Consider the following 26384-nt stretch of genomic DNA (forward strand, 5'->3'; position numbering starts at 1 on the left):
AAAAAAAATAAAACCTTTATTTTTTTGCTCGTAAAACTAAAAAAGTGGCACATCGCAAAAAGCTCCTGCATTTAATCCCTTGACATAATCGTTAAACCCTGTCTTAAATACTGGTAATAATTTCTGTGCTTCAAACCAGCCTAAATTAAATAAAAAAACAATTAGCGCAATAAAGAGAATGATCGGGAAAAACATCATATTCAATCGAAACAAGCCTGCTCTTGATCCTGATACAGCATAAACAACGACAAGCAGAAAAGTAAGTGCGATGACTTCGAGTGGTGTACGGTCAAATATATATTGTTTGGAGATATCCGCAATTTGGCGAACCTGATATGCAGTAATCATTGAAAATAGCACGCCAAATAGAAAAGTCATCAGTATTGCGACTGGCTTCGTTATAATACTGGATGCGTAAATAAGGAATGTCTGATGAGTAAAACCCGATGCAAATTTAGCAATCAACCATGTCATCAGTATTGCTAAGAGCCCCCCGATCAACAAAGGAATCCATCCATCTGCAGCTATTGCAGTGACAGCCAAATCTTTAGGCAGAGAAAGAATCCCTACACCAATTGTCATGGACGGCAGTGCAACCAAAATCTCCCGCTCGCTAATCATTTCATCAGCATATTTAAAACTTTTCACTGCCTTAGTCTCCTTTATTCATTGACTTTTCATCCTGTGTCTGCATATAGTCAGGACGTCTTTTTAGTGCAGTAATCGGTGCACGTAAAAAGAGGTCATTCCAATCCCTTAAGAAGTTCGGTGCAAATGGTGTAGTGTAAGGAACACCGAAACTTTTCAAATTAACAAGATGAATATTAAGCATAATATAGCAGAGAATTAATCCATAAAGTCCGAATGTCGCAGCAGCAAACATCAAGCCAAATAAAAGGATCCGAAAAGCAATCGCAACACTATAGGATGGTAGTGAAAATGAGGCAATTGCATTAAGTGCAATAACGATAACCATGGCAGGACTTACCAATCCCGCAGACACTGCAGCCTCCCCAATGACCAGCCCACCAACAATACCAATTGTTTGACCAATAGTAGTTGGTAACCTTGTCCCAGCTTCACGCAAGAGTTCCATCGTGATCGCCATTAAAACCGCTTCAACAAAAGCAGGAAACGGTACGCCTTCTCTTGTTGCTGCAATAGAAAAGGCTAAGTCAGAGGGAATCATCCCCTGATGAAAGGAAACTAATGCAATATATAAAGCTGGAAGAAATACAGCAATAAACGCAGCAAGATAACGCAATAACCGCAGCAAGCTTCCAATCGTCCAGCGTTCATAATAGTCCTCAGGAGACTGCAGGGTATTCCCCAAGGTTGCTGGTGCTATTAATGCAAATGGTGTACCATCTAGTAATATCGCAACTTTACCTTCCAAAAGTGCTGAAACGACTTTATCTGGTCTTTCCGTATTTAATATTTGTGGAAAAGGTGATAGAGCACTGTCTTCAATCCAGCCTTCGATATAGCCTGATTCAGGTGCATCATCCATATCAATCGTTTCCAGCCGCCGATTAACTTCCTTGACAATATCCGGATGAATAATCCCGTCCATATATGCTACAACCAGGTTTTTTTTGGAGCGTCTTCCTACCTGATACGTTTTAAAGCGCAAATTAGGATCTTTGATATATCGACGAATTAGCACCATATTTGTTCGTAAATTCTCAATAAATCCCTCTCTTGATCCCCGAATAAGCGATTCTGTAACAGGTTCTTCGATGGAACGGGTTTCCCATCCCTGTGTATCCATCATGATTACTTTACAAATGCCATCTAAGTAAAATATGGTACTGCCATCAAGAATTGCATTTGAGACGTCATCTAATGTTGTTCCTTCTTCTATGCTGGTGACAGTTAATATTTCAGCAAAAATTTCTTCAAATAGCTTCGATTTAGTAGCAGGCAATTGTCTTTTATTTGTATTAATCTGCAGGTTTTTCATTATTTGATTATGTACTAAAGCACTATCTATCATTCCATCAATATAGGCTACTGCACACTTGGATTCAGACTCGTGAATCGTAAACTCCCGGATAACAAGGTCGTTGGGATCCTCAAGCATTTTCTTTAGATTATCGAGATTCTTCTCTAGTTTATTTTCTATTTGAACCGAAAAATCTTCCGCACTTTTGTTGGTATCCTGCTGTATTGTTTTTCTTCTAAAAAAACCCCGACGTACCATATAATCCCCTCGAGTCCTTTAATAGTTGCTCTCCTTTGCTTTCCCATTTCGATATTTTTTTATACAAAAGGAAAATACCACCATGGGCGTATAACAATATGAATTTCCGACAAAATAATACAACAAGGAGGGCAAGCATATCTATGGCAACGAATAAAAAAGTAAACTTAACAGTCTCAGAGCTTGCACAAGTTTGGGGAACATATATGGGTGCAAGTTTAAACATTGCTGTAGTTTCTTATAATATTGCGAAGGTAGGGGATGAAGAAATACGATCCGTTTTACAGGATACTTTGGATCTATCTAACGATCATTTAAATAATGCTGCAGCTTTTTTAAAAAGTGATAAGCACCCAGTTCCAGACGTCTTTACAGAGGATGATGTTCATGTAGATGCCCCACGGCTATATACTGATGGTTATACGTTACAAAACACATTGCAGATTGGAACATTAGGAATGAATGCCTGTGCAATGGCTTAAGGTGTTTGTACTCGAGAGAATCTTTCCTCCTTTTTCTCTAAAGGATTTACTGACTTTAATCAACTACATCAAAAGGCTAAATTGGTTTCTTTGTCAAAAGGCACTTACGTTCGCCCCCCTTCTATACCAGCACCAAAGGAAATAGAAATTGATTATGTAAAGAAACAAAATTTCCTAACAGGCTGGCTCGGTGAACGCAGGCCACTATTAGCCTTAGAAATTGCCAACCTTTACGCTAATATAGAGCAGAATGCATTAGGTGCTGCGACATTAATTGGATTTAGCCAGGTAGCACAATTAAAGGATGTTAGATCGTATCTACTGCGAGGGATTGATATTGCAAAGAAACACATAAACATATTCAGTGAAGTTTTGGAAGAAAATGATGTGCCAGTTCCAATGGGGTCAGATGCCATGATTACGACTTCCTCCGATACTCCGCCTTTTTCCGATAAATTAATGATGTTCCATACTACAGGAATGATTGGACAAGGGATTGGCTTTTACGGTTTTAGTATATCTACCAATATTAGAAAAGATTTAGCATCACATTACGTGCGTTTAAGCGGTGAAATTGCATTATATTCAGAGGATGGTGCCAATATGATGATAAAAAATAGATGGTTGGAAGAACCTCCACGAATGGTTGACCGTGAAGCATTAGCAAAAACCAAAGGAAAGGAATAATCCCAAATGGAAAATTACAAGTATGTTGAACTATCGGCCGCAGAAATTTCGACACTCTGGACAGATTACCAGAATAATACAATTGCTATCTGTGGATTGAAACATTTTTTAACCCACATAAAAGATGAAGAAATACAGCGACTCCTTGAAGAAACCTTACACTTAACACAGCAGCATAACGAAAAACTGACAGATCTTTTTAAGCAGGAAAATTTTCCCGTTCCACAGGGCTTTACCGGTCAGGACGTCAATCTGAATGCCCCCCGTCTTTTTTCTGATAAGCTTTATCTTGAATATATTTTAAATATGACCATTTTGGATCTTGCGTACTATTCCGTGGCCATTTCTTCCGCAGAGCGAAAGGATGTTAACGACTATTTTTCAGAAATTTTAAAGACCACAAAGGAGCTTCATATAAAAGCAAAGGAACTAGCTAAAGAAAAAGGAATTTATATTAATTCACCACATATTCCAAAGCCAACCCAAATTGATTTTGTTAAAAAGGTCAGCTTTCTTGCTGGATGGTTCACTGATCGCCGGCCACTGACTGGTACTGAAATAAAGAATCTGACCTTTAATGCAAAACGTAACGCAGTTGGACAGACAATTATCACCGGTTTCAGTCAAGTTGCAAAATCAAAAGAAGTAAGACGTTTTTTCGAAAGGGGTAGAGAAATATCCGGAAAGCACTTCGAAATTTTCACATCCATTTTAAACGAGGAAAATTTAGCAGATGGTGCAAGATTAATGACATCAGAAGTAACCGAGTCAACCACCCCCCCTTTTTCCGATAAGCTGATGATGGCACTTGTTACATCACTAATCGCTGCTGGTATTGGACAATATGGGATTTCCACGTCTGTGAGTCCAAGAAGGGATTTAGGTGTTCACTATTCACGTTTAATGGCAGAGATCGCTAATTACTCTAATGATGGTGCGAAAATAATAATTGATAATGGATGGATGGAACAACCCCCTATGGCAGCTGACAGGAAAGAGTTAGCGAAATAGGTCCAGCTATGGAGACAGAGTTAAATAAAAAAAGTAAAACATTAGAAGTGCTGCTATGGAGTATCGCACTGCCTGGGTTTGGTCAGCTATTAAATCGCAAATATATAAAAGGGATTCTATTAGTTGGGTTGGAAATATTAGTCAATGTAATGGGAAATTTTAATCGAATTATTGTACTTAGCTTTAATCTTAAAATCGAGGAAGCAATTGAACAAACAAATTATTTATGGCTCATGTTCTATCCATGTTTATATTTTTTTGCAATATGGGATGCCTATAAGGATGCCGGCGGAGGCGTGAAACCATTCGCCTACCTCCCGCTTGTATTCTCAGCCTATTTCGTAACAGTAGGCTTAATTTTTTCACCGGGGTTTACAATATTTGGTAATTTAATCGGTCCAATGTGGCTACCAATACTATTTTTGCCAATTGGATTGGGTGTTGGGGCTATTATACGATGGATTTTATTGAATATATATATGAAGAAAGCTGGTGGAACTTCATAAGAGCCTTCAGGGATTTAGAATCAGACCTCGGAGGCTATTTTTGTTGCTTTTTGCTTTATCGTGGATGGGATGAGTTTTAACTTGAGAGATATCAGAGCAATGTTGAGAGGAAATGGAATAAAGTTGAGAGGAAATTGCCTTTTCATGTATTATCTCTTAACTTTAACCTAACTTCTCTCAACTTTTACTGAGTTTCTCTCAACTTCAGCCTCATCCAGGCTCATACTGTCCATGAGTACGACCCTCACGGACAAAACTGCTCGATTCCAGGCTCGATCTGTCCATGAGAACGACCCTCACGGACAAAACTGCTTGATTCCAGGCTCATACTGTCCATGAGAACGCCTCTCATAGACAAAACTGCTCGATTCCAGGCTCGATCTGTCCATGAGTACGACCCTCACGGACAAAACTGCTTGATTCCAGGCTCGATCTGTCCATGAGAACGACCCTCACGGACAAAACTGCTTGATTCCAGGCTCATACTGTCCATGAGAGCGCCTCTCATAGACAAAACTCCTCTTTTTCATGCTCGCACTGTCCATGAGAACGCCTCTCACGGACAAAACTCACCAACAACAAGAGATTCGTCCAATAGAACGGATATCCCAACACAGCAAATGATACATTTCACTGGATAGACGGCTATTTCACTTCTTAGAAGTACCCTATATATCTAAATGCAGTTTCACCATCTTCTATCCTCCATCCCACCTTTCTCCTCAACCTTATCAATAAGCAAAATTTATTTTTCTAGAATATAATACAGCCCGCCCTCATAGAATATACGAGCAAATCCTATTATCAGATTGGGGAGAACTATATTTTAACAACACTTACATACATAATCTGCTAATTCCTTTAATGAATGGAGGGCTCCTATGAATAAAGAACCTGTATTGGATGTTGAACAGTTAAAAACATACTTTTATCTGGATGATGACAAAATTGCGAGGGCCGTCGATAATATATCATTTTCTATTTATCCTGGGGAAACCGTTGCCCTTGTCGGCGAATCAGGCAGTGGAAAAAGTATTACAGCCCTATCTGTTATGCAGCTCATTAATAAACCTGGCCGGATTGTTGAGGGGACTATTTTAATAGATGGAGAGGAAATTCTTCCATTAACTCCAAAGCAAATGACAAAGATTCGCGGTAATGAGATTGCGATGATTTTCCAGGAACCGATGACAGCATTAAATCCCGTTTATACGATTGGAAATCAAATTACCGAAATACTTAGAAAGCATCTGAAAATGAATAAAACAAAAGCCCACAATAAAGCTATTAGTCTATTAAAAACAGTTGGTATACCAAGAGCGGAAGAAATAATGAAGGAATATCCACATCAGCTTTCAGGCGGAATGAGACAACGTGTGATGATTGCGATGGCGATATCCTGTGATCCAAAACTATTGATTGCCGATGAACCAACGACAGCACTGGATGTAACGATCCAAGCCCAGATTCTTGATTTAATGGCAGATATGAAAGAAAGATTTCATATGGCATTATTGCTCATTACACATGATGTCGGCGTTGTTTCTGAATATGCTGATCGCGTCATGGTTATGTATGGAGGGCAAATCGTTGAGCAGGCTCAAACGAAAGAGCTGTTAAAAAATACAAAACACCCTTATACAAAGGGCTTATTGCAAAGCCTGCCAAATTTAGATGAGGAAGTTGACCGTCTTGGAACGATTAAAGGCACTGTCCCTCCTGCATACAATTTTCCAACAGGATGCCGTTTTTCCTCACGCTGTCCTTTTGTCATGGAAAAATGCAAGCAATCAAACCCGGAGCTGGAAGAAATTGAAACAGATCATTTTGTCCGGTGTTATCTTTATGAGAATGAGGAGGACTAGGAATGACTATTCATTCACAGAAAACAAAAGATAATATATTAGTAGATGTACAAAATTTAAAAAAATACTTTCCCATTAAAGGGGGAATTTTGAAGCGAACCATCGGTCATTTAAAAGCGGTGGATGATGTTTCCTTTCATATACATAAAGGGGAAACGCTCGGTATTGTTGGTGAATCAGGCTCTGGAAAGTCGACGCTCGGTCGGGTTATTCTGCGTTTGCTTGATCCAACAGATGGAAGCATCCACTTCAGTGGAACAGACATCTCCCATTTAAAGCGGAGGCATTTTCGCCCATACAGACGGGATATGCAAATAGTTTTCCAGGATCCGTTTGCTTCACTGAATTCAAAAATGAGTGTTGCAGAACTTATCGAGGAACCCTTACTTGTGCAAACCTCTCTTACCAAATCAGAAAGAAAGGAAAAGGCAATCGAAATTATCGAGAAAGTAGGACTTCGTGCTGCCGATCGCTTGAAATATCCACATGAATTTTCAGGTGGTCAAAGACAGCGTATTAGTATAGCCAGAGCACTAATCACTCGTCCAAAATTTGTTATCTGTGATGAGCCTGTTTCAGCACTTGATGTCTCCATCCAAGCACAAGTGTTGAATCTGATGAAAGATTTGCAGGAAGAATTAGGATTAACCTATTTATTTATCGCCCATGACTTAAGTGTTGTAAAGCATATCAGTGATCGGGTGGCAGTTATGTATTTGGGGAAAATGGTCGAAATAGCCAATAAAAAATCTTTATATAACAACCCTCTTCATCCATACACAAAAGCTTTGCTGACATCCATTCCTGTCGTAGAAACAGATGATGAAAACCAACCCAAAAAGGAAAAAATCAAACTGACTGGTGACCTGCCAAATCCTGCCAATCCACCATCAGGTTGCACATTCCGAACTAGATGCCCACTCGCACATGATCGATGTACGGTAGAACGTCCTAATTTAACAGAAATTGAAGAAGACCATTTTGTATCATGCCATCTTTATACAACAGAAAAGTGAGCTTTTTATAAAAAAACCCCAATGAATATTCCAGTGGGTTTCAGAATATAAACTAATAGGTTCTTAGGAGGTGATCAATGGGTAAGGATTTGTATAAAAAAAGAAAATAAAATTTAAAGGGGGAGAAATAATTTGTTTAAGCATTATAAAAATGGTATAGCTCTTTTGATTATGTTGTTTTTGCTTAGTGTTGTTCTAATAGCCTGTAATAGTGGTACGGATGAGGCAGAGTCAGAAGAGCCAGTGGAAACGGAAGATCCTGTTGATGAAGAAACAGATGATGGTGCAGAGGAAGAAGAGGAAGATCCAGCCAATGATGATGGTCCACAATCAGGTGGTACACTTACAGGGGCAATGGACACAGCTCCTGCCGGTGTATTCAACCCAATCTTTTATGAGGAAGCATATGAAGCCAACATTTTGGACTTCACCCATGAATCACTTGTCAGTCAAAATGAAGACCTTGAATTCAAAGCAAATCTGGCAAGCGATTGGACTATAAATGATGATAATACTGAAATCACCCTAACGCTAGAAGAAGGTGTTACATGGCATGACGGCGAGCCGTTTACTGCTGAAGATGTTGTTTATACTTACAAAGCAATGGCAAGTCCAGGCTATGTTGAAGCAGGCGGGGTTCGAACCGAATATGTTGTTCGATTAGTAGGATATGATGCATTTAATAGTGGAGAGACGGATGAATTCGAAGGCGTTGTAGCCGAGGATGATTATACCGTTACCTTTAAATTTACCGAGCCGAATGTCACTATTTTAAAAGATGTAGCTTTTCCGATTATACCTGAACACATCTTTGGTGACGTGCCGGTGGCTGATATACCTTCACATCCGGCAACACTAAACGCAGGAGAGGTTATCGGAACAGGACCATTTGTATTTAGCGAAATGCTAGAGAGGGAACAATATGTACTTTCAAAAAATGCGGATTATTGGAAAGCAGAACCATATCTGGATCAGATTGTCTGGCGTATTGTCGATCAGTCTGTCATGCTCGGTCTGCTTGAAAATGGTGAAATTGACTTTATCGCTGATCCAAACGGTGTCCCTGCAGCTGATTTTGAAACAGTAGCGGCACTTGATCATATCGAGATCATCGAACAAACCGATTTTGGCTATCAGCTGATGGGCTTTAAGACCAATCATCGATCCGATGCTGACGTAGAAAGCGGAACAATTAATCCAGATAACTGGACACCGAATGAGGATATGAGTGAGCAGCTTGTAAGGCAAGCTTTTGCCTATGCGATTGATCGTCAGGCGATTGTTGATAATTTATTATATGGACATGGTTCTGTAATTAATGCACCCATTGCACAACAGTTCTGGGCATATGATGAAAGTGCGGTAACCGCCTATGAATATGATCCTGAAAAGGCAAAATCATTGCTTGATGATGCAGGCTATGTTGATACAAATGATGATGGACTAAGGGAAACACCTGATGGAGAAGAATGGATCGTAAACATTAATTATCCAACAGGGAACCAGCTCCGGGAGGCTTCTGCACCAATTCTCGCACAATTCCTTGAAGAAGTCGGTGTGCAAATTGATTTAAGGCAACCAAAAGAAATGACAGCATATGTAGAAGATTTGACGAACGATAATACCGATTGGGATATTTACCTGATTGGTTGGAGCCTGGGCAGTGGCGATCCTGACCCATCCGGACTATGGAAATCTGAAGCTGCTTATAACTTTGGGCGCTGGAATAATCCTGAATCAGATCAATTAATGCAAGAAGCTATGCAGGCACCGGAAGCATTTGAACAGGATTACCGTGCAGAGAAATACAGTGAATGGCAATCTGTCTTCTCTGAAGACTTACCAGCACTTCTCCTATATGCACAAAATAAAATTTACGGTTTTAACGAACGATTAAATGGCGTTAACCCAATGCCATATTCATTTAATAATGATCCTGAACTATGGTGGGTATCTGAATAAATTTAATCATTTAATGGAAGGGGCGTGCGTTTTTGGCGCATGCCCTTCTTCTCAGAAAAGAAATTGACAGGCCTTCGAGGTTAGAGTGGATTTTTGTTGGGGGTTGGATTTTTGGCTTTAGGTTTTTGCTTAATTAATCGGATTTGTCCTTGAGGGGGCGTTCTATTGGACAGTTTGCGCTTGGGTTTGGGTTGTTTTGTCCATGAGAAGCGTTCTATTGGACAGTTTGCGCTTGGATTTGGGTTGTTTTGTCCATGAGAGCGTTGTATATGACCAATTGTTACTAATTTAGGTCTGGTCGGGCACATAAAGCCATTCCATGTAGCCATTACATTCACACCAATTTTCACCCAGTTCAGGCGTTGACAAACACTCTACCCGCAAAATTTCATACCGGAACTTCATCATTTCATTCAAATATAAAGATGCACTCCAACAACTATCTTCAAGGGGGGGAAATTATGTACAAATATATTATTCGCCGCATACTCGTTTTTATTCCAATGCTTTTTGCCTTGACGATTATTGTATTTGGACTTGCACAGTTAGCTCCTGGGGATGCTTTGACAGGGCAATCGCTTGCAGACCCGAATGTTGATCCAAAAGTATATGAGCAACAACGGGAAGCATTAGGATTAAATGATCCAATCCCCATTCAATATGGACGTTGGATTAGTTCTGTTGCGCAGGGGGATTTTGGGAATTCATTGGTTTTTAACGGACGTTCTGTAGCGGAATTAATTGAAGCTCGATTTGCCAACACACTTTATTTAGGACTATTTTCATTATGTATAACGATTATCGTGTCGATCCCGATTGGTATTTATTCAGCCAAACGTCCCTATTCCTTACTGGATTACAGTGCTACTGGGTTTGGTTTCCTTGGCCTTGCGATACCAAATTTCTTTTTTGGGCTAATTGCTATCTATTTCCTGTCAATTAAGTTGGGCTGGTTCCCTGCACAAGGAACATTATCCACTCCCGGCATTACTGGTTTTGAAGCATTTATTGATCGTATTCATCATATGATCTTACCAGGGATAACACTTGGACTTGCCGGTACAGCCACATATATGCGTTACATGCGTTCGGAAGTGCTTGATGTACTTGGGAGTGACTATATCCGAACAGCAAGGGCAAAAGGTATGACCGACAGCAATGTCCTCTACAAGCACACACTTCGCAATGCGCTTATTCCAATCATTACATTAATGGGATTTGAAATTGGTGTATTGCTGGGTGGGGCCGTTATTACCGAGCAGGTTTTTCAATATCCGGGACTTGGAACATTATTTTTAAGCTCAGTCACAAACCGTGATTATCCTGTAGTAATGGCGATCGCTATGATACTCGGAATCCTTATCCTGATAGGTAATTTACTCGCTGATATTTTTTACAGTATTATCGATCCAAGAATTCGATATGATTGAGGTGAAACCATATGCAATCCAATTCTCAGGAAATACAACCTGAAAATCCCAAAGTAAATCCCAGTGAGAAACAGGAAAAAAGTAAAAGTCCATTTCAATTAGCACTTGGCAGGTTTTTGAAAAATAAAATGGCCGTTTCCAGTGTATTTGTTTTATTAATCATTATTATCTTATGTATCCTCGCCCCAGTATTTACAGACCTGGATCCGGAAAAAACTGATCTTTTATTGATTGAGAAAGGACCAAGTGAAAAGCATGTTTTAGGTACAAATGGAATGGGTCAGGATAACTTTTCCCGGTTGTTATACGGTGGCCGAATTTCCTTAATTGTCGGGTTAAGCGCCATGTTTTTCACCCTTGTTATTGGTGTTGTGCTAGGATCCATTGGTGGTTATTATGGTGGAATGATCGATAACATCATCATGCGAGCAACCGATATTATGTTGATGCTGCCGTTTCTCGTACTTGCTTTGACGATAATGGCAATCGTAGACAAAGTAACGATCGGCTTATTTGTTGCCATTATTGCATTAACGGCATGGCCAAATCTGACACGAATCATTCGCGGAATGTATTTATCATTACGTGAACAAGAGTTTGTACTTGGTGCTCGAGCGATTGGAGCAAGTGACTTCCGAATTATATTTAAGCACTTTATCCCCAATGCGATTGGTCCAATTATCGTTAATGCCACATTAATGATGGCGACGATGATTATTGCTGAATCTGCTTTAAGCTTTATCGGCTTTGGAATCCCGCAGCCAACGCCTACTTGGGGGAATATGATCTCCGAAGCTCAAAACATAAGAATATTACGTAACCACCCAGAAGCATGGATTCCACCAGGATTAGGAATTCTCATTACCGTTCTGGCAATCAATTTTATTGGAGATGGGTTAAGGGATGCATTTGATCCGAAGAGTAATCGGCGGTAAATTAGAAGAAAACGTTAAAGCGTCTTTCTAGAAGTCAGATTTGAAGAAACCGGCGAAAGAGCCGATTTCGTTTATCTTTTCTGCCCCTTTAGTTCAATCACATTTTACGGGGAAGGTTGGTTCAGTTGGTTTATTATGAACCGGTATATTGTGTATTTAAAGAAACAAACCTATTAATTTCCCCGTACCTTGTGAAAGAGCCAAAAAAAACCTCTCAACATTTTTTATGTGAGAGGCTTTTTTTCTTTCAATTTTTAATAAAAAGAGATTTATCTTCAGCAATTATTGACTGCTCTTTACCATATCTATTCTTTCCTTTTTTCTACAATATTCTTACTCCCTGAAAACAATCCACTTGCTGAAAGCCCCATTATAATTCCGGCTAGAACTCCACTTTTCAGATCATTAGGAAATACATAAAACATCCCTGCTGCTACTCCAAAAAGCACAGATGCTACAGGAAGCAGCCTCTTAGGGAGTCCCGCCCGCTTCAACACTTCTACCAGCCCTACGATTAACGGAATTAAAGCAGCATCGTACAGTGTAAACATTACCAACACCTCCATAATAGTTTACGAAAGTCTTGTCTTTCAAGTAACGGCAAATCCCTTTTGTTCTCTAAAATGAATAAAGCAACTACCTTGAATTACAATCACTCTACATTTTTAAAAATTGATAAAATTGACGTACATCAAGCCACTGCAATGTAAAAAGGAAGATAATAATTGCGAGTAGGAGAATTAAATGGAAAAACAAGCATTGAAAGCCTGTGACTGTTGCGCTGGGATAGACCAATTGATTAATGAAGGACTTGGCGAAGGTTTTATCATTTATGACTAAAATTGAATTATAGTATCATAAAAGCCTATTTGAAGACTATTCAATAGACAAATGAAAACACATGTTCTATAATGAAGTTAAACTGTTATTATTCCAATTCCTATATAGTTTTGGTATAGTTAGATTCATAGCTTGATAGCTTGAAAATATAAAAAGTAGGTGAAGTTTAATGAATCCCTCTTACAAAGTAGTATCACTTTTCAGTGGATGCGGCGGATTGGATCTTGGATTTTTAGGGGATTTTAAATTTCTCGGAAAAGAATATAAACGGTCATTATTTGATATCATTTGGGCAAACGATATTTACCCGCAGGCCTGTGATACATATAAACATAATATCGGAGACCATATTGTTCAGCAGGATATTGCAGAGATGGATATAAACGAAATTCCTAAGGAAGCAGATGTAGTAATTGGTGGGTTTCCCTGCCAGGACTTTAGTGTTGCCGGTAAAAGGCAAGGCATCACTGTCAAAAGAGGACAATTATACCTTGAAATGAAAAAAGTTATTCAACATATTATGCCAAAGATTTTTGTAGCTGAAAACGTCGAAGGCTTAGTTACGATGGAAAAGGGGCTTATACTGGAAACAATCAAAAGTGATTTCCAAAGCATCAAGGACGAAAACAATAACAACTACTCCTATGATGTCTCTCATTATTTATTACATGCCGCAGATTATGGTGTTTCCCAAATTAGAAAACGTGTGTTCATCATTGGCGTAAGATCAGATCTAAATGTGCCTTTTTTAAAGCCTGAAACTACACATAATGAGGAAAATTGGGTAACAGCAAAAGAAGCGATTGATGACCTCTGGGGAAAAGAAAACGACCCTTCCATCCATAACCATTCTCAACTATCAAGAGCCAAATTCTATCCGGGCAGAAAACTGCAAGGTAATACGAAAATAAAGGAAGATGCACCATCTGTTACCATTCGGGCAGAGCATCATGGAAATATTGAAGCACATTATCGCAGCATAAACAACAATGATGATACGGATATGAATAACTGGAGAAGGCTAACGGTTAGGGAGTGTGCAAGAATTCAGTCATTTCCGGATGACTTTGAATTTAAAGGTGCCGCAACACACACGTACAAACAAATCGGCAATGCGGTACCACCGGTTCTCGGCTGGCATATAGCCAGAGCCGTTCAACAAACACTTCTTAGAGCTGAAGAAAAAAGTCAACCGGAACAATTAGCATTTACGTTTTAACCCGGCAATCATTCGTTTGCCGGGATTTTTAATCCTGCTTTAAAGATAGCAGACGGCAGGAGATTTTCTGATAAAGTTGTTTTTTGTGCATCTAATTGATTCATCCATGAGGCTAGTTTTTGTTCCCTCACCTCTTCCAATTCGATCATTTCATTTTCCAGCCAATGTTGATAAAGATCATCGCTTGATGCACTTCCAATAAAATAGTTAATTTCTTTCGCATGGTAATAAAGCTTGCCAAATATGGCTGGAATGCCTCTCACATAATTACCATCCATTAAAAGAGTAACTTTTCCACCAGCCGTAAACAAATCACGACTAAAAGTGACTTGATGATTGTTTAATACATGCAAATGTGCCTTTTCAAACTTGGTTGTCGATGTTGAAATTACTTCTGGAAAGAAAACAAACAACTCCGCTCGTAGCTTTCTTTTTTCCTGATCATCAAGCGATCTGAATTGCTTAATAATGGTTGACCTTTCCCCTTCATCCATCCACCACACTATTTCACCAGGATTTAATTGACTTTTTAAGTATTTTTTTATGGTTATGCCCTTTTCCTGTGATGGCAATTTTCGGTAGGAATTATAGGTGATGCCCACTTCCCTTAAGATAGATTGGTCCTCCGGCAGCTCCATATTTATGTAAAACCTAGGTGAATGGGTTACTTTTACATCAGCCAGGCAATTTTCATAAAGATCAAATTTCACTTTGACTTGATCTTCATTTATTTTCCTGCCAAAGAACAAATAAATATCTTTGGTCACTTCCGATCTATATGTCCCTTCAAATATACTATTACCTGTCGATTCCCATCTGTTTGACTTTGAAAATTTCACTTCTATCCCAAAGCCACCTACAATAATATCCGGAAAACTTTGCTTACCAGTATGTTTAACATCTACATCGGTGATATCTTTGATTACTTCAAAGACACATTCTTCAAAATCTTCACCTTTTGTTATATCAGCTAATTTTTTCTGTTCAATTATATATTTTGCTTGATTAAGTATATCTTGAAATTCGGTCTGTGAAATTCCCAATTAAAACAACTCCGATTTGAAAATTAATAGATTAATATATTTATTTATCTTAGCATAAATCCTCTGTTTATTCAGTCTAATTTGTGCTGTATTTAGTAGTTTTGGTGGTGATATCGTTTAATTTTGGCAGTGTATTCAGTCTGTTTTGGGAATTATTCAGCATAATTTACTTCTTATTCAGCATGATTCTTGCTTTATTCAATATTGGCTGTGAAATCTAAAGACAGTGGGTTTATCGAGGTCTGAAATAAAGCAATGTATGATTTGATTTAACATCGCTGCTGAGTGTTATAGCAAGACAATTCAAGGGAAGTTTATATTTGCAATTCTCTAAGAAATACACATACTTATAATCCCTGCATTCATATCATGCCTTCCTTTTATTGTAATAAGTCCTAAATAATATTACACTCTTTCTTGAAGATCTTGAAGAATTGAAATATCTGCTTTTGCTGTTAACATTTCTTTGTTAAGAACATTAAGCTTCCGATCGATCATTTGAATATCGTGTTTCATTTCTTTTATATCCGTTTCAATATTGGAAGCTCTTGCTTCGATATTCTCTACTTTTGCTGCTACGCCATTTAAACTTACTTTTACTTCATTCATGGTGTTTCCTAATTCTTTCATCATTAGAAATAACTGTTCATTTGATAGTTCTTCCTGCCATTTTTAAAGGTCCCCTTTGATTATGTACTAATTTTAGCATGGGATTTAGTTTCGACAACTGGGCAAAAAATGATTTTACGACCAATTTAGATGCGTAAAATAGGCTTTTCTTCTAGGGGAAAATTGTAGTATGGAATGTGTTTATCTAACCAAAATTAAATGTTGTAACCACTCAGAGGTTCTAAACACAAAAAAGCGCAACCCAATAAGGGGCAAGTCCTTCCTGTATTTGAGTCATATTAAATTATCAATCTGTCTATTTTGGAACAAATGGAATTCCTTTAAAGGCATCCTGGAGGTTTTCCCAAGCAATGGAAGCCTGTGACTGTCATGCTGGGATAGACCAAATGATTAATGAGGGACTTGGCGAAGGTTTTATCATTTATGACTATAATGCAGAAAAACAAGGTAAAGCCAATCCTTATGGTGTTTATGACATGATATAGATCAATGCCGTGGTTAATGCAGGTACCTATCACGATACTGCCGCCTTTGCTGTAGAAAGTATTCGTGAATGGTGGCGATCCATTCCATAGGTCAGGAAACTTATCCGGCGGCAACACAATTGCTTATCACAGCTGATAGCAGGGGAAACAACAGTTCTCGCTCCAGACTTTGGAAAATAGAACTAAAACAATTAGCGAACGAAACAGGGCTGGATATCCATGTCCATTATTTTCCACCTGGAACCAGTAAGTGGAATTAGATAGAGCATCGATTGTTTTCCCATATTAGTCAGAACTGGCATGAATTACCCCTTGTCAGTCATGAGTCATTGTGAATTTAATTCCGATACTAATACCTCAAAAGGATTGAATGTCCAATCCCACCTGGATACAAACGAATACCCAAAAGGGACCAAAATATCAAATGAGGAGTTAGCCCAAGTAAATCTGGAATTCAAGGAGTTTTTGTGATAAATGGAATTATGTTATTTCACCAAATCAATCAATACTTTAATTCGTCGCAATCACTAAAAATCCCTTAATTCATTTCATGTTGAAGAATCTTGATATCTGTTCTTGCTTCAATCAAATCGTTTGCAAGAATGCCAAATTTTTGATCCAATTTACGGATATCTTGTTTTAATTCAGTTTTCATATCTTTCATTTCTGTTTCAATATTCGTAACCCTTATTTCAATATTGCCAACTTTTGCTGATACACCATTTAAACTTACTTTTACTTCATTCATGGTATTCCCTAATTCTTTCATCATTAGAAATAATTGCTCGTTTGTCAGCTCTTCCATTTTAACTCCTCCTCGTATTTTTCTTTAATAAACCTATAGAAAAATCGGTTGTCACCAAGCCTTTGTGTGACAGCTCAAAGCCCGCATTTATGCAGTTAAGAAAATATTTTATGCTTTCTTAACTGCATAAAAATATTAAATACCTTCTTGAAGCTCAATAATATCTACTTTTGCTGTTAACATTTCTTTGTTAAGAACATTAAGGTTCCGATCGATCATTTGAATATCGTGTTTCATATCTTTCATTTCTGTTTCAATGTTCGTAACCCTTATTTCAATATTGTCAACTTTTGCTGATACACCATTTAAACTTACTTTTACTTCATTCATGGTATTCCCTAATTCTTTCATCATTAGAAATAACTGTTCATTTGATAGTTCTACCTGCCATTTTAAAGTCCCCCTTTGATTATGTACTAATTTTAGCATGGGGATTTAGTTTCGACAACTGAGCAAAAAATGATTTTACGACCAATTTAGATGTGTAAAATGGGCTTTTCTTCTAGGAGGAAATTGTAGTATGGAGTGTGTTTATCTAGGCAAAATTAAATTTTAATCATTTTAATTAATAAACAATATGGTTCAATCACATTTTGCGGGGAAGGTTGGTAGTTGGTTTATTCGAAATCGGTATAATATGTAGTTGAAGAAACAAACCTATTAATTTTCCCATACTTTGTGAAAGATCCAACAATATAAATCCAGGAAATAGTACACTATTTTGATATCTTATTATAAAAAGATAAGGGCAAAATTTGTACTTTCCTATCTATTTCAAAAGAAGAATCCAATTTTATAAAGGGTTTTTCTCGAATTGAATTGTTCCTCAAAAGCTTTATTTTCTCCCCACCCCACTAATTGTTCCCGCCATTGACATTGGAGCAGCCTTATCAATTAAAAACAATACAACGGTTGAATCAGCATTTGCAGTAAATGACGGCATCGCATTTTCTAAATCCGTAACGGCTTCCTGTTTTCCAATTGTAAATTCCTTGATGGAAATCTCTCCATTCAGCACATAAAGAAATGGCTTAAAACCTGTGCGAACAGGAACTTTTAGCACATCTCCTGCTTTAGGATGTGCATCATAAATATAAACATTTTGTCTGACATAAAGGGCAGCAGCACTTTCTTTCGGTCCCACCATAAAATACCATTCTCTGTTATCTGTTGGTTTATCATGAAACTGAATAGCAGGTTCGAGATCTGCTTCACATGGCCTAACAAAAATCTGAAGCATTTCAACTTCATCTTTTTTAACTTTCTCCTCATGCCAGAAGCTGTAACCGGCATTCATCATCATCAACTTACCTGGTGCAATGGGGGCTTCAAACCCAGCTGAATCTTTATGGTAGGAAGTGCCTTTCCACACATAGCTAAAAATTTCATCATTGACATGTTCATGCATTTTGATCGTCAACCCTTTTTTCATCACGGCATGATCGATATTGCTTAACGAGCCGAATGCAGTATCACCTGTATCTTCATCTAAAATATCACTTGGCTGAATTCTAGTAATAGAAAATGGACTTTTGAAAGGTTGTGGATGATTTCCTGCTGAGAGTTTTTGCAGCATGGTCGATTCTCCTTTCTTCTTGTTTTGAAGCAATTTCTACTGTAAAAGCTTATATTCGATTTCGTGGTGAAAAATCTAATTAAGAACTATCGCTTCTGTACTATTTAATTCAAACCACGGATTAAGCTGGTAATTTTTAAACTGTTTTTTTGCTTCTTCCTTTATGGTATTCGTTATTTTAAAATAAGCATTTAAATAAATTCTAACATACTATAAGCTATTCTATTACGATTCCACATAATAATGACTTATTTAAACAAATAGCTCTTACATCAGTTCAAGCAAAGAGATTGCCAAAAAATTAAACATGAAATATCACCATTATTTTTCATTCCACATTTTTCAAAAAGGAGTGAGTAGATTTATCTCGGACGCCCTCTATTAATCGGTTGTTCTTCTCCTGTTACAACTGCGAGATTTACTTCTGCCAATTTACTTAAAATCCTCCGGGCAACGTCGTAGAGTAATTCCAAGGCCATTGTATTTAGAATTCAGCCTACTGTTTAATAATAGAAAATCCGGGGAATAAACCTAGAGATTAATATAAATACCTGCATGAACAGAAGTTTTATTAATGTCACCTGCTCAGATAGGATTTCCTTACTATATCTAGGAGTATTTCTTCTTATCGGAAAGTGGATTCGTGTACGAGTATATTAGCTACAAAATTTGTTTTTACCGTCCTCTGTCATCGGAGGATTTTTGGCGTTGTTATTGGGACCACAGGTGCAATGATACCGTTTTACTGGTTTGAACGTGGTATCGGAGATTTTGGGCAATCCATGGGAATCACAGCCACAGGGTTGCTGCACATGCGGGTAGCTGATCCAAACAGTGAATCACCTGCATTTGAAGGTTTTGGCTACAAGCAATTAATTTACGAGCCATTCCTTGGTGGGGGACTTGTAACAGCCTTATCCGTACCTTTAATTTACCAGCTTGGTTCCATCCCATTTTTACTATTTGCAGTGATAATGTGTACAGTTGGAGCATTGGTCAGTTTATTTTACTTTGGTAAAAAGAAAGCTTAGCTTTTAGTTGCATTAGGAGGTGCAAATTTGAGTTCACATCAGATACTGCTATTACTACTAACAGGATACATGGTTTATTCCATCGATAAGAAACAGAAATACTTTCCTGTACCGGTAGTTTTGCTATTGGTAGGTTTAGCGCTTGCACTAGTACCTTATTTTAAAGATATAACGATAACGAAAGAGCTCCTATTTAACGTGTTCTTGCCTGCTTTATTGTTTACTTCCGCATATAGCTTTCCACTGAAGGATTTGCTTAAAAATAAATGGATTATAGCTTGTCTTGGTACTGTTGGATTGTTGCTAACTGTATTGTTGCTTGGATCAGCTATCTATTTGTTAGGAAACCTTTTTGTACAAATTTCTTTTGTCGGCGCATTACTGATGGCTTCGATACTTACACCGACCGACCCTGTTTCGGTCATATCTATTTTAAAAAAATCATCCAGTGATGAAAAAATGGCTGATATTGTAGAAGGCGAATCCTTATTAAACGATGGTACGAGTATCGTTTTATTCACTATATTTTTAAGTATGTTCGTCAATCAAACAAGCTTTTCTGTAGGTATATTCATCAGAGAGTTCCTATTTGTATCTGTTGGTGGGGTTGTTCTTGGAATTACATTCGGTTGGCTGATGAGTAAAGCAGTCCATTATTCACAACATCGGCAATATCAAGTCATGTTAAGTGTGATTGTTGCTTATGGGAGCTTTTACTTAGGTGAGATTATCGGTGTATCCGGTGTATTGTCTACGGTAACTGCGGGGTTAATGCTCTCTTTTGAATTCGGTAAAAATATTAAAGAAGATCATTTCCGGGATTCCCTTGATGGCTTTTGGGATATTGTAGAGCCATCCGTGCTATCATTGCTTTTCTTATTAATTGGAATTCAGGCAGCAGATTATTTGATCTTTTCCAAATGGATATTAGCTATTATTATTTTTATCTTAGCTTTAGTCGTTCGCTTCATCGTTTTAACTGGTATAACGCAAACTTTCCCAGCTTGGAGAGGGAAAATTGCAATGAAGAATACCTCGCTGATTACATGGTCAGGGATAAAAGGAACGATGTCTGTTGCATTGTTACTGGGGTTTGAGACGGCAAGTGATAATCATATCCTCATTTCTCTCACCTTTGCTGTGATACTGCTTTCCCTAGTCATCCAAAGTATTGGCGTTTATCCATTGACAAAACGTATAAAAGACTAAAGCTAGTGTAGGTAGCAACTACTGATCGTATTAGGGAAAATTTAAAAAAGGCTTTACATGGAACTTATTCAAGAATGCTTTTCCTTGCAAGAGTAAGCAGTTAAGACCGAGCTAAATAGCATCCCCACTTCGCCATGTAAAGCCCTGCAATCACTAATCTCAAAATACACCATCTGAATTAACGTGAAGTTTCACAATTTATGTTCTATCCCAAAAACGTTGCTTAGCAATAATAGAAACAAATTCCTCCCCGAAGTTCGAATTATTTGCAGCAAAAACGACTCCAGCTAAATTATTTTCCTTTGATGACTGAATAAAAGACTGTCCTGTCGAGGCAACTCCAATTGGTTTATAGTGCGTATATGCATTTCGGATGAAATCCATCATGTCCTGCTTGAATTTTTCCTGATTTTTAGAATTTCCGCCAACAACATAAAGTGAGTCAACCAGATAAGGACTAGAAGTCATAAATGTTTGGTCAACTTTTAACTTTGTACCATCAGCCCCTGTTACCTTACCAAGCGTTTCACTTATAATGGTAACAATAACCCCACATTGCTGTAGATAGTTAAGCACATTTGTTACCTCACTGCCGTCAAAGCCATTGCCAATAAGTACACCTACTTTTTGCGTATAAGCATATTTTGGCGTGTTGTACTGGCTAAGAGAAGGATAACTTGTCGAAACGGGAACATTGGAACCACTTGGGCGATCGACACCAATATTATCAGCAACAATGCACGCCATTTCCTTATCTACATTGACCAACAAATTGACGTTTTGCTGTCGGACAGATTCGCTTTCTACTTTTCCAAGCTGATAGCTGAATCCTTCAATCGTATGTTGCTTTTCAACGGGGGTCATACTATTCCAGAAAATTCTTGGTTGTGTAAAGAAATCGTTAAATGATTCGCTTCGACCGCGGATGACATGTCCCTCAACTTTTTTGGGATAATGCTCATATCCACCCGCTTCTGGTGGTGTCGTATATGGTGTGTTATTTGCTAGCGAATTCTCATGATAGTTTAACTGATCCACATCGATTCGATACCTCATTGGACCACGCCGCTGATTATTATGAAACGGGCAAATCGGTTGATTGATCGGTAATTCTTGAAAATTCGTTCCAATTCGATGTACTTGTGCAATATGGTAGGCGATTAACCTGCCCTGTAGCACGGGATCATTGGAAAAGTCAATTCCTGGAACAACATTTGCCGGGTTAAATGCTACTTGTTCTGATTCCGTATGGTAATTATCAATATTTCTATTTAAAGTCATCTTCCCGATAAGTTGAACAGGGATTAGTTCCTCTGGCCAAAATTTCGCAGGATCAAGAATATCAAAGTCATAATTGAATTCATCTTCTAGCGGAATTAGCTGAACACCTAATTCATATTCAGGATATGCGCCCATATCAATCGCTTTTCGCAAATCTCTCCGGTGGAAATCCGGATCAAGTCCACCGATTTTCAGTGCCTCATCCTGAAGTAGGGAATGAACACCAAGAACAGGTTTCCAGACAAATCGAACAAAGGTTGCGACACCCTTTTCGTTCACAAATAAATACGTATTAATGGACCACGATTCCATCATTCGGTAATTACTTATAATGCCCCGATCGGACATGATCCACTGCACCATGTGAAGTGCTTCTGGATTATTGGCTACATAATCCCAAAAATAATCGTGTGCGCCTGAGGCTGTCGGTATATCATCATCCGGCTTCGATTGGTACGCATGCATCGCATCCGGAAATTTCATAGGATCTTGATTAATTAATACAGGCATAGCAATTGTTGTCAAATCATAATTTCCTTCTTCCGTATAAAACTTAACGCCCTGACAACGTAAATCCCTCGCCGTATCATAAGATCCCCTAGGTCCTTGTACGGTAGAAAAACGGATAGTTAAAGGAGTTTTTTTTCCAGGTTCCTGTAAAAATCCCGCTTTTGTCACATGCTTCATCGACTGATAGCATTCAAATTCCCCATAGGCACTGTATCCCCTTGCGTGAACCGTTCTTTCCGGTTCCTCTTCCTGTACAAAATGGGTCATCTTTTCTAGATAATGCCAGTCTTGGTGTAAGGAAGGACCGCGTACACCAGCCTTTAAGGTTTCTGAGTCATTCGATATTTTCCTCCCTTGACTTGTAGTCATTGGCTTCCCAGTATCCTTTATGCGATATTGATCCAGTTGTTCCTGTTTAGCATTTTGGCCCATATGGCGGTTGTTTTCTGAAGATGACTTCTCATCCATATATGCACCCATCCTATTCTTATATATTTTCATTCCCATCTAAATACCTATGCATTATTTCAAAAAGTAGAACAGTTCCTCCTACATTTCCTTAATCGTTTTTCCAACCATTTCATATTGTATTAAAACCCATAAACAATAAATTAGCTAAATAAAGCAGGTTACTTATAAAGAGGTTTACATTTACAAAGGTTCCGGTCTATGGAGCTGACATGCCAGCAATACCTGCCATTTACTTCTCTCATCCTTTGTGGATTGATAAAAAATTCAAAAGAAAAAAGTACATACTTTCCATGATATTCCTAATAATAAAGCTATATCAAATCAACAATTCTTAGGGATAGTGTTGTTTTGAATAACAGCTATACCATAAGAATTGTATTCAAATTTTACAAGAAATTATATGAAAAAGTGGTGATTTAATGGAGGAAAATACACATAATGGGATGAATGATGCAATGGAGGATCACTTTTTGCCGATGTACGCTTTTACGAGTGGTATGGGGCAAGAGGTACTCCCAGACCTTTACTGTTACACAAACCAAATTGTGAATGTGGGTTTCGTGGGAGATCCTGAAAAAACGAATGAATGGGTAATGATTGACACAGGCATGCCTGAATCTTCTAACAAGCTTACTAAAGTAGCAGAAGATCGGTTTGGTGAAAATAGTAAACCACAAGCGATCATCCTGACACATGGTCACTTTGATCATGTTGGTGCCGTGGTGGATTTAGTGGAAAAATGGGGCGTTAAGGTATATGCACACGAAGCAGAACTGCCTTATTTAACTGGAAAACAAAGCTACCCAGAACCGGATGGATCGGTGGAAGGTGGACTTGTGGCTAAAATGTCCCCAATGTTTCCGAATGAGCCAGTTGATTTAGGAACTAATGTAGAAGCACTCCCTTCTGACGGTAGCGTTCCCTACATGCCTGGTTGGAGATGGATCCATACACCTGGCCATGCACCTGGACATGTATCCATATTCAGGGATGAAGACAAGGCACTGATTGCGGGTGACGCTTTTGTCACGGTGAAACAAGAATCACTCTATAAGGTGATGACACAGGATGAAGAAATCAATGGCCCACCTAGATATTTGACTACTGAGTGGGATGCTGCTAGGAAGTCCGTCGAAAAACTAGAAGCTTTAAAACCAGCTGTTGCAATGACCGGTCACGGGAAGCCAATGTCTGGCGAAGAGCTTTCAGATGGATTGGAAAGATTGGTAAAGGAATTTGATAAAATAGCAATTCCGGATTATGGTCGATTTGTGAATCGAAAGCATTGATCTTAGTTTAGCAGAAATATGAGTGACTCAGGAAGCAGCCATTCCCGAGTCATTTTTTTCTATGAAAACGTGAAAGCTAAAGGGGTATTCTGACCATATGATTTTCCTAGCCGATGGTAGTGATCAACAATTTCTTGGTTCAGTCCTTTGAATTGCTCTGGTATAGGCGGAAGTTTATCTGCCTCTTCTTGCTGCCACACCGATTGCCCAGGTGCAACAAAACGGTTATCATCAATTCTTACACCATTCGTTACCGTGGCATTATGCATGATGACACAATTCCTCCCTATGACCGCATCATAAATGCTGGCGTGCTGTCCAATGAAGGTATTTTTGCCAATAAACAATGGACCATGAACGGCAGCATGATGCAAGACGCTGTTCTCCCCTTCCAGATATACTCCCCATTTTTGATCATTTACAACAACATGCTCCCTGCCTGGATGTACATGCATTAAAATATTATCCTGTATATTCGAATAAGGGCCAATATAATAAGGATACCCCGAATCTGCACGAAGCAAATTTTTAAAACCCACAAACACCTCATCGTCAATTGTGATGTCACCAATAATCATGGAGTCTGTTCCAATAACAGCCTTTGGACTTATTTTCGGGTAACTGATACTGGTTACTTCTGCAACAGGTGGGTTTTGGTAAATAATTGGATATAGATTCATACGTACTTCCCCTTTCTTTTTAAACCTTATATCATCCTATGACACCCAATTTTAGACGGTCACCTAATGGGCATGACCACTTATAAATATCATGCTCATTTCTGTACCAGGATTAACGCTTGTAGGCATTAATAATCTATTTGTCAGAACTAGAGTTCTTTAGGATTACTTATTTGTATGAATCTTTTTGTCTCATGGTCTTATAGCTATGGACGATTCATTTTCCCTTTCATTCTAACTCTCCGCCAAATCTTCATAATCATATTCCTCCAGCCATGTTTAATCATATTATATCGAATGGGTTTGGAGAAAAAAATAATGCTATTATAATAAGGTAATAACTAGAAAACTCTTCGTGACTTGGAAAAAATTTTTCCTAGAATACATAATTAAAAGAAACTAGGGAAATGTAAGTGCTGAACATAAATTTTTTTAAAAAAATGGAGGTTTTTCATTATGGCACAACAAGATCCACAACAACAAATACAGCAGGCTGTGCAACAAGCTCAGCAAGCACAACAGGCTGTACAACAAGCGCAAGCGAATGCTGATCCGCAGCAGCTGCAGCAGGCTCAGGCAGCACTTCAGCAAGCGCAACAAGGTTTACAAAATGCGCAAACGCAAGCTGGAGCCAATCAACAGCAAAACACGGAACTTCAGCAAGCACAGCAGCAATTGCAACAAGCAACCCAGCAAGTACAACAAGCCCAAGCAACTCAGCAAGCTCAAAATCAACAAAATAATCAATAATAGGTATGCCCCCTGTTCTAGGGGGACTTCATATGGCTTTAAAATAAGGTTACCCGTTTATAAAAAAGGTTATCGTTAAAAGACACGATTATGGTGACACACGTAGAGTTTTTTTTAGTAAAAACAAACTTAAATATCTGAAGAAGAATTTATTTTGATTGGACTTATTTATACATACTAAACATCGCAGTTCTTATAGAAGGGAAGCGTACAAAATGAATGAAAAAAATATATTTCTAACATCTTCTGAGATTGGATCACTTTGGACAGGTTATATGAATGATAGCATGTCTAAGGTTATGTTAGATTTTATGCTGAAGCATATTGAGGATTCTGAAATAAAACCTGTTGTTCAATATGCATATGATATTTCAGCCAGTCATCTAGAAAAATTAACTTCTATCCCGAGTTTGGTGGTAATTATTGCCAATTATTGACATATCAAGGGTCAGAGGCATGTAAAAAAGA

29 protein-coding genes are annotated in these 26384 nt (G+C 38.3%); 19 read left to right on the forward strand and 10 right to left on the reverse strand.

Annotated elements, in window-relative coordinates:
- Positions 1-36: 36 nt before the first annotated feature.
- Both AC6HVZ_RS17550 and AC6HVZ_RS17555 read right to left on the reverse strand, forming a co-directional pair.
- Complete coding sequence (locus AC6HVZ_RS17550) at positions 37-648, reverse strand: GerAB/ArcD/ProY family transporter (RefSeq protein WP_497559429.1); 612 nt, start codon at positions 646-648, stop codon at positions 37-39.
- A gap of 4 nt (positions 649-652) precedes the next feature.
- Positions 653-2203: a spore germination protein gene (locus tag AC6HVZ_RS17555; protein ID WP_497559430.1), complete on the reverse strand. Its 1551-nt coding sequence runs from the start codon at positions 2201-2203 to the stop codon at positions 653-655.
- A 143-nt stretch (positions 2204-2346) separates the two neighbouring features.
- On the opposite strand from AC6HVZ_RS17555, the gene AC6HVZ_RS17560 reads away from it, so the two are divergent.
- From AC6HVZ_RS17560 to opp4C, 9 genes are all read left to right on the forward strand, one after another.
- A complete protein-coding gene (locus AC6HVZ_RS17560) occupies positions 2347-2685 on the forward strand; it encodes a DUF3231 family protein (RefSeq protein ID WP_497559431.1) in 339 nt (112 codons plus the stop codon).
- A gap of 90 nt (positions 2686-2775) precedes the next feature.
- Positions 2776-3372, forward strand: coding sequence for a DUF3231 family protein (locus tag AC6HVZ_RS17565; protein WP_497559432.1), 597 nt, complete (start codon positions 2776-2778; stop codon positions 3370-3372).
- A 6-nt stretch (positions 3373-3378) separates the two neighbouring features.
- Positions 3379-4383, forward strand: a complete 1005-nt coding sequence (locus AC6HVZ_RS17570) for a DUF3231 family protein (RefSeq protein WP_497559433.1) — start codon at positions 3379-3381, stop codon at positions 4381-4383.
- Between the two features lie 8 nt (positions 4384-4391).
- Positions 4392-4889, forward strand: coding sequence for a hypothetical protein (locus tag AC6HVZ_RS17575; protein ID WP_497559434.1), 498 nt, complete (start codon positions 4392-4394; stop codon positions 4887-4889).
- An 881-nt stretch (positions 4890-5770) separates the two neighbouring features.
- Positions 5771-6754 (forward strand): ABC transporter ATP-binding protein, encoded by a 984-nt coding sequence (locus AC6HVZ_RS17580; RefSeq protein WP_497559435.1) that lies wholly within the window; start codon positions 5771-5773, stop codon positions 6752-6754.
- Between the two features lie 2 nt (positions 6755-6756).
- Positions 6757-7770 carry an ABC transporter ATP-binding protein gene (locus AC6HVZ_RS17585; protein ID WP_497559436.1) on the forward strand — a complete coding sequence of 338 codons (1014 nt, stop codon included), beginning with the start codon at positions 6757-6759 and terminating at the stop codon, positions 7768-7770.
- 132 nt (positions 7771-7902) lie between these two features.
- Entirely contained in the window at positions 7903-9732 is a 1830-nt protein-coding gene (locus AC6HVZ_RS17590; protein WP_497559437.1) for a peptide-binding protein, read from the forward strand.
- A 461-nt stretch (positions 9733-10193) separates the two neighbouring features.
- Positions 10194-11162 (forward strand): ABC transporter permease, encoded by a 969-nt coding sequence (locus AC6HVZ_RS17595; RefSeq protein WP_497559438.1) that lies wholly within the window; start codon positions 10194-10196, stop codon positions 11160-11162.
- Positions 11163-11173: 11 nt separating this feature from the next.
- The gene (gene opp4C / locus AC6HVZ_RS17600; protein WP_497559439.1) at positions 11174-12097 is read left to right on the forward strand and encodes an oligopeptide ABC transporter permease; all 924 of its coding nucleotides are present in this window, start codon (positions 11174-11176) and stop codon (positions 12095-12097) included.
- Between the two features lie 305 nt (positions 12098-12402).
- Here opp4C and AC6HVZ_RS17605 read toward each other — a convergent pair whose 3' ends face one another.
- Positions 12403-12648, reverse strand: coding sequence for a hypothetical protein (locus AC6HVZ_RS17605; RefSeq protein ID WP_497559440.1), 246 nt, complete (start codon positions 12646-12648; stop codon positions 12403-12405).
- Between the two features lie 458 nt (positions 12649-13106).
- On the opposite strand from AC6HVZ_RS17605, the gene AC6HVZ_RS17610 reads away from it, so the two are divergent.
- Positions 13107-14156, forward strand: a complete 1050-nt coding sequence (locus AC6HVZ_RS17610; protein ID WP_497559441.1) for a DNA cytosine methyltransferase — start codon at positions 13107-13109, stop codon at positions 14154-14156.
- Positions 14157-14164: 8 nt separating this feature from the next.
- On the opposite strand, the gene AC6HVZ_RS17615 is transcribed toward AC6HVZ_RS17610, so the two are convergent.
- Together AC6HVZ_RS17615 and AC6HVZ_RS17620 are read right to left on the reverse strand one after the other, a co-directional pair.
- Complete coding sequence (locus AC6HVZ_RS17615; RefSeq protein WP_497559442.1) at positions 14165-15199, reverse strand: hypothetical protein; 1035 nt, start codon at positions 15197-15199, stop codon at positions 14165-14167.
- 405 nt (positions 15200-15604) lie between these two features.
- A complete protein-coding gene (locus tag AC6HVZ_RS17620; RefSeq protein ID WP_497559443.1) occupies positions 15605-15832 on the reverse strand; it encodes a hypothetical protein in 228 nt (75 codons plus the stop codon).
- A 347-nt stretch (positions 15833-16179) separates the two neighbouring features.
- Between AC6HVZ_RS17620 and AC6HVZ_RS17625 the strand changes: the two genes are divergently transcribed.
- The 4 genes from AC6HVZ_RS17625 (at position 16180) to AC6HVZ_RS17640 (ending at position 16785) form a co-directional block, all read left to right on the forward strand.
- A complete protein-coding gene (locus tag AC6HVZ_RS17625; RefSeq protein WP_497559444.1) occupies positions 16180-16314 on the forward strand; it encodes a hypothetical protein in 135 nt (44 codons plus the stop codon).
- Positions 16315-16323: 9 nt separating this feature from the next.
- Positions 16324-16404 carry an ISAzo13-like element transposase-related protein gene (locus tag AC6HVZ_RS17630; RefSeq protein ID WP_497559456.1) on the forward strand — a complete coding sequence of 27 codons (81 nt, stop codon included), beginning with the start codon at positions 16324-16326 and terminating at the stop codon, positions 16402-16404.
- On the forward strand, positions 16383-16574 hold the full coding sequence (locus AC6HVZ_RS17635) for an ISAzo13-like element transposase-related protein (RefSeq protein ID WP_497559445.1): 192 nt from the start codon (positions 16383-16385) through the stop codon (positions 16572-16574). The genes AC6HVZ_RS17630 and AC6HVZ_RS17635 overlap by 22 nt, the downstream gene beginning before the upstream one ends.
- Before the next feature lie 61 nt (positions 16575-16635).
- Positions 16636-16785, forward strand: coding sequence for an ISAzo13-like element transposase-related protein (locus AC6HVZ_RS17640; protein ID WP_497559446.1), 150 nt, complete (start codon positions 16636-16638; stop codon positions 16783-16785).
- 67 nt (positions 16786-16852) lie between these two features.
- Here AC6HVZ_RS17640 and AC6HVZ_RS17645 read toward each other — a convergent pair whose 3' ends face one another.
- The 3 genes from AC6HVZ_RS17645 to AC6HVZ_RS17655 form a co-directional block, all read right to left on the reverse strand.
- Positions 16853-17119, reverse strand: a complete 267-nt coding sequence (locus AC6HVZ_RS17645) for a hypothetical protein (protein WP_497559447.1) — start codon at positions 17117-17119, stop codon at positions 16853-16855.
- A 135-nt stretch (positions 17120-17254) separates the two neighbouring features.
- Positions 17255-17473 carry a hypothetical protein gene (locus AC6HVZ_RS17650; RefSeq protein ID WP_497559448.1) on the reverse strand — a complete coding sequence of 73 codons (219 nt, stop codon included), beginning with the start codon at positions 17471-17473 and terminating at the stop codon, positions 17255-17257.
- 481 nt (positions 17474-17954) lie between these two features.
- Positions 17955-18695: a pirin family protein gene (locus tag AC6HVZ_RS17655; RefSeq protein WP_497559449.1), complete on the reverse strand. Its 741-nt coding sequence runs from the start codon at positions 18693-18695 to the stop codon at positions 17955-17957.
- Between the two features lie 731 nt (positions 18696-19426).
- Here AC6HVZ_RS17655 and AC6HVZ_RS17660 point away from each other — a divergent pair.
- Both AC6HVZ_RS17660 and AC6HVZ_RS17665 read left to right on the forward strand, forming a co-directional pair.
- A complete protein-coding gene (locus AC6HVZ_RS17660; protein WP_497559450.1) occupies positions 19427-19726 on the forward strand; it encodes a hypothetical protein in 300 nt (99 codons plus the stop codon).
- A 27-nt stretch (positions 19727-19753) separates the two neighbouring features.
- Positions 19754-20935, forward strand: a complete 1182-nt coding sequence (locus tag AC6HVZ_RS17665; RefSeq protein ID WP_497559451.1) for a cation:proton antiporter — start codon at positions 19754-19756, stop codon at positions 20933-20935.
- Between the two features lie 198 nt (positions 20936-21133).
- Here the strand turns inward: AC6HVZ_RS17665 and AC6HVZ_RS17670 are convergent, their stop codons facing one another.
- Positions 21134-23194, reverse strand: a complete 2061-nt coding sequence (locus tag AC6HVZ_RS17670; RefSeq protein WP_497559452.1) for a catalase — start codon at positions 23192-23194, stop codon at positions 21134-21136.
- Positions 23195-23640: 446 nt separating this feature from the next.
- On the opposite strand from AC6HVZ_RS17670, the gene AC6HVZ_RS17675 reads away from it, so the two are divergent.
- Positions 23641-24486: an MBL fold metallo-hydrolase gene (locus AC6HVZ_RS17675; RefSeq protein ID WP_497559457.1), complete on the forward strand. Its 846-nt coding sequence runs from the start codon at positions 23641-23643 to the stop codon at positions 24484-24486.
- 59 nt (positions 24487-24545) lie between these two features.
- Here AC6HVZ_RS17675 and AC6HVZ_RS17680 read toward each other — a convergent pair whose 3' ends face one another.
- A complete protein-coding gene (locus AC6HVZ_RS17680; RefSeq protein WP_497559453.1) occupies positions 24546-25166 on the reverse strand; it encodes an LbetaH domain-containing protein in 621 nt (206 codons plus the stop codon).
- A 456-nt stretch (positions 25167-25622) separates the two neighbouring features.
- Between AC6HVZ_RS17680 and AC6HVZ_RS17685 the strand changes: the two genes are divergently transcribed.
- Both AC6HVZ_RS17685 and AC6HVZ_RS17690 read left to right on the forward strand, forming a co-directional pair.
- Complete coding sequence (locus AC6HVZ_RS17685) at positions 25623-25916, forward strand: hypothetical protein (RefSeq protein WP_497559454.1); 294 nt, start codon at positions 25623-25625, stop codon at positions 25914-25916.
- A gap of 215 nt (positions 25917-26131) precedes the next feature.
- Positions 26132-26353 carry a DUF3231 family protein gene (locus tag AC6HVZ_RS17690; RefSeq protein ID WP_497559455.1) on the forward strand — a complete coding sequence of 74 codons (222 nt, stop codon included), beginning with the start codon at positions 26132-26134 and terminating at the stop codon, positions 26351-26353.
- Positions 26354-26384: the final 31 nt, after the last annotated feature.

This window comes from Oceanobacillus sp. NCCP-135 (assembly GCF_059698015.1).